Below are 14,660 nucleotides of genomic sequence, written 5' to 3'. Positions count from 1 at the left end.
TGCCACTATGAGGGTACCCCGTTTCATTTATAAATAAGAAAATACATATCTTCTTACGATGACCGAACCATTGAAAACACCTCGCCAATCATCTTATCCTTATCGAAGTTCACATACTGACCGGCCAAATTCCTCACTGGATCTCCTGCATAAAACTGTTCATACAGTTTATGCCGCGAAGCTAGCGGACTTCCGACTAAATCCCACGCAAGCTTGAACAGCTTAACTTTCTCATCTGCTTTCAAAGAGGCACCCTGCAAATAGGTTTGTATGTATGTCCCCAAAGGCCCCTCTATTTCTGAGCATGTCGATGGAACCTGAAAAAAGCCGCCTGCTCCTATGGTTTGGATGATTTCCAAGGCGCGCGGATAATAACGGCTCCCTAAATTTCTCGCTGTTTCGATATAAGTGAAAGCCGGAATCAAGTTGCCAAATTCATCTGCCTTAGCTTCTACCTCAGATGCTATAATAAGTCCCTTAATCGTTTGTACTTGATTTACTAACTCACCTAGCTTCTCTTGGATATTTAGAAATTGATTTACGCCTATAGATTCAGCTATTGCGCAGGCTAGACCTGTCACGAATTCTAACTTTACTTGCAGTCGAATGATGCTTTGGTGATAGGCAAGACTACTGGACGCTTCGTTCATTCGTATTTGCCATAAAGCTTCAGGATTGTCGTGAAGCAAAACACGTTCCCATGGCACTACTACATCGTCAAAAAAGAGGACCGCATCCATCTCATCATAGCGAGAGCTAATCGGATAATCGTGATGGTTCCTCAATTCAGCGAAGGATTCCCTACACATCATATGAAGACCCTTCGAATTAGCAGGTACGATCATCATATGTGCATATTCAGGATGGTTCTCAGGAATTTTGGTCACAGGGTAAACGATAAAATCATTCGAATAAGGCCCCGCCGTTGCGATCATCTTGGCTCCCCTTACGATCAAGCCCTCCGAATTCTTCCCAATTACTCGAAGTATAGCGTCTGGGTCATCGCCAATTGCCTGAGATCGGTTTACCTGTGGCTCACGTTGGACGGCCGTAAGGAATAAGTCTTTCGCTTTTGCTTCTTCGTAGTAACGGCTAATTTTATCTCCAAAATGTTTGTCATACACATGGTATCTTTCCTTTGTCGCATACCAACCCGTCAATCGCGATCTCGCGTAATCCGATAACCGACTCATGACCCCATTCGTATGCTCTGCCCAAATCCGAAAGGCCGCCGCTCTCTTCCTCAAATCTGCTTGCTCACGCGGTAAAAGAAAAGCATTATGAACGATCTTCTCTTGAGCAGTATCATAAAAACCGATTTGATTACTCAATTCGGGCTCATCCAGCATCGTGAACAATCTTGAAATCGTATTCAGTGTCCCATGAAAGGCAGCATGTGTTGTAACTTCAATCTCCTTACCCTCTAGCCATACTTTCCGGCCATCTTTAAGGCTATTAATAAATTGCTCCCCTCGGGTCAGCTGCATGGAACTCGCACATCCTTTTCATTCAAGTAGAATTGACCATCTAGTAAATGCTGCAGTGTAGTTTGTTCTAATACGTGTGCAATAACTTCTCTAATCAACACCCACAATGGTTTTAAAAGACAACCTACTTCCAACTCACATGGCTCATATTTGGTTATACTTGCACACCCCATGGGGGCAAGCGGCCCCTCCAACTGTCGGATAACCTCGCCTAAGTTAATATTGTCAGGCTCTCTCAAGAGATTGAACCCTCCCTGATGTCCTCTCTTGCTTTCCACATAGTCCATTTTTTTCAGCTGTAGTAAGATTTTCTCCAAATAAGGCTCGGAGACTAATGTTTTCCGTGATAATTCACCAACGGATAACCACGCGTCTCTATTTTGTCCAAGTACAATTAAAGCTCTTAGTGCATACTCTCCTTTTGTAGAAATTTTCATAGACAACCACCTCATTTCATATATAACCAATTTTGTCGTATTTAAATAAGACTTAAATGGTTATATTTGGAATAATTATATGTCGCCTATTCATAGTGGTCAATGATTATTTTTTACATTAAAAATCACCAGATCCATATATTTGAAATGATTGACATGAATGAAAAAAAGAGAGCCGGATCTTAATCTCCGACTCTCCTCTATACTTCACTTACTCCGATAGTGTATTCATTCAGCCTATCTTTAAACAGGCATCATTCATCCTTGATAGACTCACTCACTGCCGTGTAGAAGCGCTGCCAAGCTCCTGACATTCGCTCCGTCCCGGGAAGTAATGCTTGCTCTTGCTTTGGTGCAACTTGCTTCCTCTTCAGCTGTTTTCTTCCACTAGGCGGCTGCTCGTTCACAATCTCCCCTGCCTTTACCTCATTCAAAGATGCTTCATTTACGACATTAGACTCTAGAGCCCCTTTGCTTGCAGCCTTCGTTGTTCTTCCCCTGAGCTTAGGCTGCACGCCCCCTACAGCCTCACTTCTAGCACCATTCCCACTTCCAGTCTCACTCATCGATCTGCCCTCCTCGTTGCTCCACCTGACTTCCTCTGGCTCTATCTACCCTCCTCATTGTTCCACCTAGCTTCCCTGGCTCCCATCCTATTTCACTTCTCCATCCATTCCTTCCTCAAAGCAAACAACTCTCTCAGCTCACCCGTCGACATCTCTGTAACCCAGTTCTCACCGCTGCCGACAATCTGGTCACTGAGGCCCTGTTTTTTCTCGATCATCTCGTCGATACGCTCTTCGAGCGTACCGAGGGTGACGAACTTGTGCACCTGCACGTCGCGGGTTTGTCCGATGCGAAAAGCACGGTCAGTGGCTTGATTCTCCACAGCCGGGTTCCACCAGCGGTCAAAGTGGAAAACATGGTTCGCCACTGTGAGGTTCAGACCCGTTCCTCCCGCTTTAAGCGAGAGGATGAAGATGCTGCACCGCTCCTCTGCCGGGAGCGATTGATCTTGGAAGCGCGCGATCATCTCATCGCGCTTCCCTTTACTTAAGCCACCATGAAGGAACTGCACGGCTTCGCCGCGCTCTTGTTCAATGGTGGCTTTCAGGATGTGCCCCATGTCGACGAACTGGGTGAAGATCAGACAGCTTCCCTCTTCCGCGCGCAGCTCGTCGATCATTTCGAGCAGCCGCTCCATTTTGGCTGAACGATACTGCCTTTGGCTAGCAGTAGTGCTAATCCTTTCTACAGTAGCGTCGCTATGGTTGGGGCCGCTTGCGCTTTTATCCCTAATCGCTACGTTATCTACATACTCACTTCCACCCGCTTCCTTCAGGAACAAAGCGGGATGATCACAAATCTGCTTCAGCTTCATTAGCGAAGCCAAGATAAGGCCTTTTTTCTCAAATCCAGTTAGCGTATCGACCTTATCCAGCAGTCCTTGAACCACATTCTCGTAGAGTGCACCTTGCTCCGGAGTCAACGAGACATAAGCTTTGGTCTCATACTTATCAGGGAGATCCAACTGAATCGCCGGATCCTTCTTCATGCGTCTAAGCAGGAACGGGCGAACCAACTTCTGCACGCGCGCAGTTAACTCGGCTGCGCCTTTGCCATTTTTCTCAATTGGATTCACATATTGATGATTAAAATGTCCCAGCGTGCCCAAATAGCCTGGATTAATAAAGTCGAAAATCGACCACAATTCGGTCAGCCTGTTTTCAATCGGCGTCCCTGTTAGCGCGATACGCTGCCTTGCGTGTAAACCTCGAATCGCTAAAGCCTGCTTGGTATAAGCATTTTTGATATTCTGGGCCTCATCTAGACAAAGAGCGTTCCATGTTAAGCCTGACAGTTCCTCTTCATCTAGATGCGCGATGCTATAAGAGGTCATAACCAGATCAGCACCTTGAATAGAGGCTCCGAATCTGTCTCCTTTGGCTCTCTGTGACCCGTAATGAAGATGAATCTTGAGGGAGGGAGCGAACCTCTCGAGCTCTTTTTGCCAATTGCCGAGTACAGAGGTCGGGCAGATCAGTAAAGATGGCGAATGATCAGTGAGAGCGCCTAATTCCAGAGACTTTTCCGTCTCCGCAGGCGTTCTAGCTCCCTTCTGTGTACCTCTCGTACTATCTAAATCTTCATTCTGAACTTGCAGCAGGTAAGCGATGAACTGGATTGTTTTGCCCAGACCCATGTCATCCGCCAGACAACCGCCTAGTCCCATTTCACGTAAAAATAGAAGCCAAGAAACTCCCTCTACCTGATAAGACCGGAGATCGGCTTTCAGATCGTTAATCTCATTCACTAGCGGTATAGACTTTGTCTGGTTCAATTGGTTCATCAACGTTCGCAGATTCTTATTCAGCTCTACCCGAATTTGCAGATTTTCGCGAAGACCGTCTTCATTTTCAGTGTCAGACTCAAGCTTATCCCTGTCACCGTCCTCCAACAGATGCATCTCAAGAATATCTCTGAAGGAAAGCCCCTTTTTCTTTTCCACCTGACGCATAGCAGACCTAATTTGTTCGAGATAGACAGGATCGAGCTGTACCCAATTACCGCGAATGTAAATGAGTCGTTTCTTCTGCGCAGCCATTTGGAGGAATTCTTCCTCGGATAAATCAACTCTGCCCAAAGCCACACGCCAGTCAAATTGGATGATTTGATCCATACCGAACATGGATTTGCGTGACGAACCCACCGAGGTTTGGACTTTGGCTTTCAACTGCGGCCTGAGCTTCTGGAGATCCTCCCACCAAACAGGTAAAAACACTGTAATCCCAGCTGCGACAAGCTGCAAACTGGATTCAGTTAGAAATGTCCATGCATCGTCATCCGTCAAATGTTTCAGTCGCTTTGATTGATATTCGCTTTCTAGTGCAGGTACAATACGTAAAATCTTTTCCACCTGCTCTTGGAGCCGATCATCGATCTCGCCCTTCCAAGTCTCGGGGACATGCCCTGACAAGTACTTACCTGCCGCACTAAATTCAGCAAAACGATTCCCATCCATTCGATCCTGCACAAGGAGCTGTATGCGCCAATCGGATGCGTCATCCGAGGAATTCCCAGCTCCATATGCATCCTCATAAGGCTCCACCAACTGCACACAAACACGGAAGGGATTATCATCCTGCCTCCAACCAATCGCAAGCAGCCAATCCTCTTCCTGCATCCAAGTTAGATCCCCGATACCTTCTGTAAGTGCGCCTTCTCGCAACTGAATCAGCCTATTTTCTTCCATAACTTGCTGCCAGGAAGCTCCAATCTCCGAACCCTCTTGGTGCAGCAGTTCTTCAACAAGAGCATTGAACCATTCCTGCCAGATGAGCTCGTACTGTCCCTTTCCTATAAGCAGCAGCTTCAGATAGGCATCGTTTCTTTCCTTCGGAAGCTGAAGCTTCCAGCCGAACTTGCCATCTCGCCAGCGCTCATAAGACGGCATATACCAGCCCTCTTGTAAAGCCATTTTAAACAAAACTGCAGTCTCTTGAAAAATCCGAATATCTTCATCCCATGATACATTCCCATGCAATAAAGAGGCAGGTTTCGCGAAATAATCCATAGCCATGTAAGGTGTCAGAACTACACCTTCGCCTTGTTCTGTTGCTATTATTTCTAGCTGCGTGCCGTAATAAGATCGCTCATGCCAGGCAAACAGCAGCTTTCTTAACGTTAAACCCGGAACTGCGTTGGCTTGCTCTGTTTCTCCATATAGGCCGAAGCTTCCCGATGCCAATCTCTGTACCTTGATAAATATCTTCGACAAATTCATCATGTAATGAGCTTCCCTTTCCGCAGTTCCTCTTGAAACGCGCGATAGCGTGTGTATTGCTTGCTCAGCTGTTGAATATAGGACTCAAAGCGCGGCGATTGCTTGAGCTTTTTGTAGACAGTCCCCAGTCTTTTCAGCAGTCTGACCGCCCTCTTATAGGAATCTCGATTTTTTTCCATAATAAACTGCTCAGCAGCATGATGGTAGATCGGGAGCAGCACACGTATATTCTCTTTCTCCACTAGCTTCCAATCGGAAGATTCGATATGAAAAGGTGTCAAATCTAACAACAAGATCAGGTCTGCCCAAGTCTGATACTCCTTTTTGTCCAATAAAGAGCGGGAATAATGCCTGTAACTGCCAGGTAGTAACGCTACCATAGCTTGCTTCTGCTCTTCTACAATATCCACATGTTTAGCCGCCTCATTCCACAAATGAAAATACGTGTTGGTGCATTCATTCGCAGTTTTCCCGACAGCAGGCTGAAGCCACTTGAGCCAGTTCACAAGACGATGCCACTGCTCAAGTTGGGCAAAAGTTTGCAAATAACCGAACCAATCCCCTGGATCAATACGTCTAACCTCCGCCGTTATCCGCTCCATGGCCGTTTCGTCGTGTCCAGCCATAATATCGAAATGGACTAACGCCATTACGGCGGCTTTCCGAGCATGAATGGATCTTCCTTTATCGCTTGCGAGCTCCCTTAGTCTTCTTACTTCAGTACTTATCAAGCTCTTCTCATGAAGAAGATTCCACCACAGCAGTCGATACGCACCTGTCCAGTTCATCTTCGAATCCTGCTTGTCTTCTAAAACGCTTCCGCCTAAGTGCGCAGCGAGCTCTGTCACATATTGCGGATGCTCAAGCCATGCTTCTTTGGGATCTACATATCGCATGGCATGGGCCAATTGTTCCATCGTGCTTTTGGCGATTTCAGAATAATAATAAGAAATATTTTGGTAGTAGTAATTGTTCCCCGACAGATCCTCAACCAGTGAATCGCAAAGCTCCATCAAAAAAAGCACCACATGAATCTCATAAATGGCTTTGAGCATTGGCTGCCATCCATCCGCAACCTTGCGCAGCTTGTCCAATGCATGTGTATACAATTCTTCAACGCTTGAAGCGTTGTATACCTTGGCACTCCCGAATTGTTTTTCGAAATAGGCATGCCAAACGGAACTCGTATCCTTTGCACTCGGCCTAGGGATTTCTTTCAAAAACGACTGTCCCTCTGGCCTTCGGTTTCCCCCAGTTTTTCCACTGGCTGCAAACAATTCCTTCGGTTCAAATCCAAGCTGATCGCTCACCTCAAACAGTACCGCTGCCATATGCTTACAGGATGAGCCATAAGCATAGGGACAGCTGCAGCTGCTTCTGGAGAAATCATCAAGCGCAATCCTTACCCGATACGCACTTGCTCCCGATACCCTAGCTTTAATGACAGAAGTACCTTCCATGCTTAGCTCCATCACGGCATGCTGCTGATAATAAAGCCAGCCACGCTGGACGATCGCCTCACTAAAGTGAGGGCGGAGCTGGTTCGACCACTGATTCCAATCTATATCTACATCGAGCATGAATAGGCCTCCGAAATTCGACAAATTTCCAATACATTAAGTATACGTTTTAAAACCATCTTTATCGACCTTTAGATAAAGAAACCCCCGGACCGAATGATTGCTCTTCGAAGCCGGAGGCTGGTTTAAATTTAACTACGTGGAAAACCTTGATGTGGGTGATGATGCCCGCCACAATATTCATCTCTCTCAGAACAGGTATACACATGCTCGTAAACAGGAACGCAGTGGTGTCTATTGACGACTTCGATCGGATGAACAACTTGAACCTTCTGTGGGTGGTAGTAGTCTCTTACGATTCTTTGTGGATCTGTCATTATAGGGTCCGCTGGGGGACATTGAAATTTGCCATCAATAGGTTGGAAAGCCATGATTGAATCAGCTCCTCATATAGGTTTGTGTTAATATACGTTTATCCCTAGTCTGAGGAATGTACCATAGCCTACTTGACAAATAATTAGGCTAATTTCATCCGAAATTAAGTATGACGTCCAAGCATTTCAAGAAAATACGGGTGAATAGGAAGGTGTATCATGCTCTCGTAAAGGAAATGGCTGGCTTATAGCCTTTTCATCAAATAGTAATGTGTGTTCCCACCCGCTACGTCATCGATTTGTCCGTACACCTGAAACCCATTCTTCTTATAAAAATCAAGCGCTTGAAAACTAAACGTATCCAGCTTAATAAGCTTACAGTTTAATTCACGCGCTTTGGCATCAATGATATTCAACAGTTTACTTCCGTAACCCCCATACCGCAATGAATCATCCAACCACAGGATATGAACCTCCACATAGTCCCATCTGTAGGAAGACAGCAAACCTCCGCGAATAACACCTTCCGCGTCTCTTACATATAGATTAATTTGCTGATAATTATCTCTAATGGCTTCAGGTAATTTACTGTAATTATAAGCTTGCAATCCAGTTAATACAGCTTGCTTATCCACCTCGATGCCACCGGCATCTTCAGTTATTTGATACATAATTTAACCTCCCGTCAGCTATAGCCAAAATCTATTCACATAAATAGAAGCTACCTACAAAATGATCTGTCCACAATAATTACGTTACAATTTGAGACAACCGCTCCCGTTCGTCCCTGCATATGCAGGACATATTCGCATAAACAAGCTATCTATAGTAGAATGGGGCGAAGCTCCACTAAAATTATTAAGAGGTGTTCGAATGTCTATTAGTTTCACTCAAGCGATAATAACTCGGTTAAACAGCGATATTGCAGATATTCAAATGAAAAGTAAAAATGAGAAGAAAAAGAAAGATAAAGCACTTTCTAAAATAAATCAATTGCAAAGAGATATCAAAATAAGCTCTTCACCCAGCGATTTAAGCAGCAAAATGAGTCGAATCAGTAAACTGAAAGAAGAAGTAAATACGTGTATCCGCTTAGAGGCAGATTTAGCCAAACAACTGGTTAGCAAACATGCTGAACTTAAGAAGCATCTGTCCAAAACGCCGCAGCAAGTGAGCAAGCAGCAAGAACCGCAGGAGCAATAGCTCCATAATCTTCGACCCTTTCAATCTTACGATATATGAGCCCATGAGACAACTTTGCACCTATGTGGTAAATAGGAATAAAAGACTTTCACACGTTCAATGAACTCATGAAAGTCTCTTTTTGTTTGAGATGATTCCCGATCCGGGATTTTTTATGCCTAAAATTAGTATACAAGGCCTACTTCGTATGGTAAAATTTTCTCGGTTTGTGCAGATTATTAGAATATACCACTGCTAGCGAGATTTGGAGGTTTTAGAGATGAATGCATTACGATGGGTGTTATTTGTACCTGCAATCGTTGTGGTTAAATATTTGTTGATTGGTACTAATGAATTATTCTTTCAACTGTTAGTTGGAATGCCAAGTAATCACGACTTATCAATCGGCGCTACTGTTTACAAATGTTTTTTCAGCGCTTTTTGTACATTTACCTACCTAACTACAAGTTGTTTTATTGCTCCGAAAGCAAGAGAAAGAATCTCAATTATTTATTTTGTGGCCACAAATTCATTAATTGGGATCATGTTTCTAAATTTCAGATTCTATAATAGTGATATTTGGCTGAACGCGACTCCTATTCTCTTTGGTTCCATAGGTGCACTTCTATCATTAATCGTCATAAAAATAACTCAAAAAAAACGCATATTTGATATTTCTCGCACAGCAAATTGCTTTATTATTTATTCCACTGTCAGCCTACTCGTTTTCTGTATGACATTGAAGCTGAATCTAATTCCACCAGACACGACTATTGCTTCAGTATTAGGTATTTTCTCAGGATTGTTGGTTACGATTGTTTATCTCGCATCTTCTGTTATCATTAGGAAGTTCCAGCATGCTGCGCAAGTTTAAACATGTTTTAATCAATGCATTATCTAACCTTAAAATGTACATCTGCGGATTTTGCCTCTGATGCAGTCCCTCAAATACTTCTATGCATATGTTATGTTGAGTAAGTCGCTCACTTCCACTAGCGGAGTAAGAGCGGCCTTTTCATTTTGAATGAAAACGAACATTATGCCCTCACAATAGTTGTTGAATCGATATTATACCGACAAAGATGGGATGGGATATAATGGAACTATTTAACAGAAAAAAACGTTCATGTATCCAATGCCATCCCAATATAGATAAGGAAAAATAAGTAATTTGTTTTAGTCATTTTAGTTTTAGCATCGTTCGGGCTTATTTAGCATGGGGCTCAGCTTATAACGATCATGCGATTGAAATTAACGCCTCTGGTTCTCAGGAACGACTAAAAGTTAAAAGCAACTTCCTTAATAGTACGAGCGGATTGTATATGCATTATCACTTCATTCGTTCAGTTACATTTCGATACTGCCTACGATATTAAGCCATGCGACCATTATGCAGAACCATTTAGATGGCATCTTATTATTGTATATTGTCCAACCAATCCTGTTCAACATGTTTGTGTGCTTTTGCAAGAGGCATTGGAAGAATTAATATGGGAAACGATTCCATACAGCATTCCGAATATTAAGACACAAACGGATATGTCCGCTTAAATTTATTTACTGGGCTATGAACCGAATCCACTAAGTCACGATTATAACAGACTACTTCACCAAAAACATGATCTACATCTGACATTAGCAGGGGAGCAAATCTTGCCAGCTAATTATACAAACCTGCAAGCGGGTTGCCCAAGCCCGTTTATTATTGCCCAACAATGTCAATTATTGAATACAAATATGCAATTGATGATACTACTAGAGGTTGCGATGATTGAAGGTTAGGCTGTGAATATTTCAGGTTTGAATATTCACTCCTAAATAAAAGAAGCCCCCAGCCCCACTTTTAACGTGGTTTTGGAGGCTTCCTCTCTTAAATTCGGGACTGTCTCAATCCCCTTACTCTATTGAGACAGCCCCCTTATCGATGAAATCAGTTGGATCCATAGACTTCAAACGCACCGATTTTAAAAGATTTCGCTGCCGGGACAGCATCCATTCCGGTGAACCTTTGCCCCGAACCGCCACTGCCTACTTGAGGAGCTCCTGGCCGCTTGCCGGACATGATAATTTTAACATAACGCTTGGTAAGTGAATTAAAAGCAATGTCGCTCACTGTCGATCCGTATTGGTTTGTTGCCGTAGCGACAGTTTGCCATGTTTTGTTGTCATCGGAAGCCTGGATGATAATATCACGCGCATAGTTTTCAAAACCCCATCTGATGATGGTTCGATTGATTTTCTTAGACGCCCCGAGATCGACAGAGAGCCATTGCGGATCTTTGCCGGATGCGTCTTGGGAATTGCTCTGCCATTCGGTGAACACACTGTCATCCACGGCATTGTTCGTTGGGGATGAAACACTTCCTCCCGTTTCCGTGGATGACGCGGTCGCCTTTTTCCCTTTTGCAAGATCAGGAGTTGTTGGCATTGGGGTTTTCTTGGTGATAATGTTGTTGTAGCAATCCAATGCGACGATCGGTATCGCTCCGTTTAAATCAGAGACAGCATATTCGGCTTTCAGGGTTCTTTGTTCGCCCGGAAGCAGTACGAAGTAGTTGTCCTCGATTATGACTGGTGCTACAAGATCTCCTCCTGTGTCTTTCTTGATCTTGGCGAATACCGCAAAAGCAATGTCGCTGCCGTTATTTTTAACGGTATACGTAAGCGTTTGTTGGGAACCTGTTGTCACAGCCTTAGAGCTGATGAGTTGCAAGTCAACCGGGTTCAACCTTTGCAATTCCGTGAAGTCAGCATATTGATCCTGAGGCGTGTAGTTCCAATCGTGATTCTGGTATCTGACGAGATCCTTTTTCTTCGTTTGGGCATAGGTATTCACACTGATAACCTGGTTGCTGGCATCTCGCAATTCCAACCGAATGAAATAGGTAGGCGATAGATTAAGCGTATCTTCATTCAGTTTGTTCACAATCGTAATGCCGTTCGCCGTTTTGATTTTGCCCCCGAAATTGATCGTTTCATAACCGACCTTTTTAGGCTTTCCGCCCACAGACGGACTTGCTCCATCCGGAGAAACGTTCAGGTTATTGAACGCTTTGTCATAAACTTTGGTGCTGTCGATATTGTAGACTTTTACATTGGCTTTCAAGCCCGAGTAAGCATCTTTCGTGCTGTTGAGAATTTTAACTTCCTTAGAAGCGTAATCGAACATAATGTGAATCGGCTCATTCGCTTTCTTGACCCCGAAGTAAGACCCGTTCGGATTCAAATAAAAGTCGAATAGATTCCAGTATAAGCTTGGGAATGAATTGTTGAGCATCCATTGAATCCAGCCTGACGCCTTGGTGTATTTGTTGGCGTTCACGGCTTCAAACTGCGCGCGCTGCGCGTCATATTGCTGCACTTGCGCTTTAATATTAAATTCTTCCAAGTTATTGGATGATCCATAGTGACTGTCCAGCGCCTTCTGGAACACTTCTAATTTCCCGAAAGCTTGTCTCGATGCATGGTAATTCCACTGCTGATAGTTGTCTCCACCTACGTTATAAGGCCAGAGTGCGCTTGCCGGTAAAATTTTCTTAAAGGTTTCAATGACAGGCAAGCTAGGACCGGGACCTGCTTCCGAGGTAAACCCGAATGCGCCGCCTAATTTCATGTCTTCGAAGTACATCGCCGGAGGCGCGTAATCATATGTAGCATCCATATGCATACCGCCCACCGTACTGGTTAATTCCGCTACCTTGGCGGAGGCACTTGAGATGATAGCGCTGAAATCTTCCCAATGCATCTGATGTTCCAAATCCAGATACATCTGCTCGATAAATTTACCGCGCTTGACAGTCGAGCCTGGCGGCTGGTCCGTCATATCGCCATAAGACGGAGGATTGTCGCTTCCGTTCAACCAAGCAATCATGCTCGGATGTACCCTTAATTCACGAAGCTGAGAGTATAGGGATGCTCCGGCGATTTTGGCTTCATCATCAGTGAATGAAGCCGGCTGCTGCCATCTGTCGCAGCATACCCATCCCGCCATGAATAGGATGCCGTTCTCGTCCAAAAGCTGCAGCAACTGATCGTCAAAGAACTTGCCTTCGTCGCGAATGGTGTTCAAGCCCATATCTTTCACGTATTGAACAACCGCGTTGTTCGCATTCTGGTCACGACGCAGGAGAAGATCTGTAGGCGAATAGCCCCCCGCCTTGATCAGAACAGGCTTATGGTTAACATAGAATTGCACCATATCTTTGAGCGGTGGATCAACCGAAGTGGACGGGGATACATTCATTTCCGTTGAAATTTCGCGGATTCCGAATTTTTGTACGACACTATCGGAAACTTTGCCGCTTGCCTTAAAACTGAAGTCGACTGTATACAATGGATGGTCACCCATATTGATCGGCCACCAGAGTTGAGGACTGGCGACGTTGATCCCTTGGAAGGAGACTTCCTGATCCTTGGCTCCGGCTTTTACAGTGACAGCCTTCGAAATACTCGTAACGGCAACGCCTGAAGGGTCTTTAATTGTAGCATATACGGCCCCTTTTACGTCCGCTTGACTCGTATTGCTTAATTCCACATAGGCGTTGAGATGAGCTGCAGCAAGATTGGCATCCACTGTCGAGGTAACAAATGGGTTGCGCGTTTTTACCGTGTCGCTGGTTTTAATAACGACATCGCGCCATAGTCCCATGTTGTTATCTGCCGGCCTAGGAACCCAATCGACCCAATAGATCGTCAAGTCTTTCAAATAATCAGGCCGAGTGACTTGAACGGCAAGCGTGTTTTTGGTCGTACCGTTGGCGGTCACATAATCTGTAATATCCAATTCATAACTGCGGAAAGAGCCGACAATATCCGAGCTTTTGGCTATTTGCTTGCCATTAACCCAAATGTCCGCTTTGTAGTTGATGCCTTGGAAATTGACTGCGATTTTCTTGCCGTCCTCTGACTCAGGCAGTGTAAATTCCGTGCGATACCACCATGGAACTGTGAATCTGCTTTCGTCGATATAAGCCATATTTTGGCCAATATATGGATCTTTAATATTGCCGGCATTAACTAACGCTCCCAGAACTGTATTGGGAACCGTTGTGCCGAACCAAGCGGTTGTTGTAAAGCCGGATGTTGAAATTTTCGATCCGTTCGCGGTTGCAATTGCCGATGACTGTATTTCCCAGTTCTGGATTAACGGAAAAGCGTTTGATGCGGCAATTAAAGAGTCTGAGTCTGCTGCGACAACCGCTTCCACTTCGGCCGCCTTTGCAGTTCCTACCTGAGCCAGTGGCGTACTAGTTGCAACAAATAATAGAGCTAACATGAAAATGAATGATTTCCTGAACGCTTTGCCTAAATGCATAGATTTCCCCTCCTACTGGATGTAAAATGTTAAAGCGCTTTAACTTTTAAACAATAAAAGCAAAATAAACCGTGCTCCACATCACCCCTCTCATGAATACAGCCATCTTGCGGAATAAGTTTTTGATTGGGCCGGCCAAAACGTTTGCGTCTCTTTTCAAATCGGCTGGAACTCTTGGGACAATTAAGTGGGTTACACTTCCAGTTATTGGACCTGTTCTTGTACTTACGGGAGGTTACCTTGCTAAATTACCCTATTGGCTTGTAGGTGTAGGAGTCGTTGGATTTTTGTGCTGCGCAATATATCCCAAATGTCATCACCAGTCCATCCTAACTTCCATGTCGGTGCTTTTAAAGCAAAAAGGCCAAATGAGTACAAATTCTGGGCTCCCTTTTTCCAAAAGCATAACGCTAACTTTTCAGGTCTCTACAAAGTTTTTATACTTTTACTTCAGCCGCATTCTGGAAATGAAATTCAGGCGATCCTTGAATACACGAAAGGTCAACAGATGAACTTCGCTCCTTTTCAGAGGAATTTCGGACTGAAAGGGATTATCTTAACT

General features: G+C 44.4%; 9 protein-coding genes. 2 read left to right on the top strand and 7 right to left on the bottom strand.

Annotation, left to right across the window (positions count from 1 at the left end):
• Positions 1 to 53: 53 nt before the first annotated feature.
• The 6 genes from GK047_RS13730 to GK047_RS13705 form a co-directional block, all read right to left on the bottom strand.
• The gene (locus tag GK047_RS13730; RefSeq protein WP_163947322.1) at positions 54 to 1,487 is read right to left on the bottom strand and encodes a 4-hydroxyphenylacetate 3-hydroxylase family protein; all 1,434 of its coding nucleotides are present in this window, start codon (positions 1,485 to 1,487) and stop codon (positions 54 to 56) included.
• The gene (locus tag GK047_RS13725) at positions 1,478 to 1,924 is read right to left on the bottom strand and encodes an RrF2 family transcriptional regulator (protein WP_163947319.1); all 447 of its coding nucleotides are present in this window, start codon (positions 1,922 to 1,924) and stop codon (positions 1,478 to 1,480) included. The genes GK047_RS13730 and GK047_RS13725 overlap by 10 nt, the downstream gene beginning before the upstream one ends.
• 254 nt (positions 1,925 to 2,178) lie before the next feature.
• Positions 2,179 to 2,490 (bottom strand): hypothetical protein, encoded by a 312-nt coding sequence (locus GK047_RS13720; RefSeq protein WP_163947317.1) that lies wholly within the window; start codon positions 2,488 to 2,490, stop codon positions 2,179 to 2,181.
• A 92-nt stretch (positions 2,491 to 2,582) separates the two neighbouring features.
• Positions 2,583 to 5,708: a DEAD/DEAH box helicase gene (locus GK047_RS13715; RefSeq protein ID WP_205516795.1), complete on the bottom strand. Its 3,126-nt coding sequence runs from the start codon at positions 5,706 to 5,708 to the stop codon at positions 2,583 to 2,585.
• Positions 5,708 to 7,288: an SWIM zinc finger family protein gene (locus GK047_RS13710; RefSeq protein WP_163947314.1), complete on the bottom strand. Its 1,581-nt coding sequence runs from the start codon at positions 7,286 to 7,288 to the stop codon at positions 5,708 to 5,710. Before GK047_RS13710 ends, GK047_RS13715 begins: the two co-directional genes overlap by 1 nt.
• 559 nt (positions 7,289 to 7,847) lie before the next feature.
• Positions 7,848 to 8,273, bottom strand: a complete 426-nt coding sequence (locus GK047_RS13705) for a GNAT family N-acetyltransferase (RefSeq protein WP_163947311.1) — start codon at positions 8,271 to 8,273, stop codon at positions 7,848 to 7,850.
• Positions 8,274 to 8,475: 202 nt separating this feature from the next.
• Between GK047_RS13705 and GK047_RS13700 the strand changes: the two genes are divergently transcribed.
• Both GK047_RS13700 and GK047_RS13695 read left to right on the top strand, forming a co-directional pair.
• On the top strand, positions 8,476 to 8,805 hold the full coding sequence (locus GK047_RS13700; protein ID WP_163947309.1) for a hypothetical protein: 330 nt from the start codon (positions 8,476 to 8,478) through the stop codon (positions 8,803 to 8,805).
• Positions 8,806 to 9,064: 259 nt separating this feature from the next.
• Positions 9,065 to 9,658: a hypothetical protein gene (locus GK047_RS13695; protein WP_163947306.1), complete on the top strand. Its 594-nt coding sequence runs from the start codon at positions 9,065 to 9,067 to the stop codon at positions 9,656 to 9,658.
• 1,056 nt (positions 9,659 to 10,714) lie between these two features.
• Here the strand turns inward: GK047_RS13695 and GK047_RS13690 are convergent.
• Positions 10,715 to 14,098: a glycosyl hydrolase 2 galactose-binding domain-containing protein gene (locus GK047_RS13690; RefSeq protein WP_163947303.1), complete on the bottom strand. Its 3,384-nt coding sequence runs from the start codon at positions 14,096 to 14,098 to the stop codon at positions 10,715 to 10,717.
• Positions 14,099 to 14,660 lie beyond the last annotated feature (562 nt).

It is taken from the genome of Paenibacillus sp. SYP-B3998, assembly GCF_010820665.1.
In the GTDB taxonomy this organism is placed as follows: Bacteria; Bacillota; Bacilli; order Paenibacillales; family NBRC-103111; genus Paenibacillus_E.
Note: the sequence above shows the minus strand (reverse complement) of the source record. Positions and strands in the feature narration are given on the sequence as shown.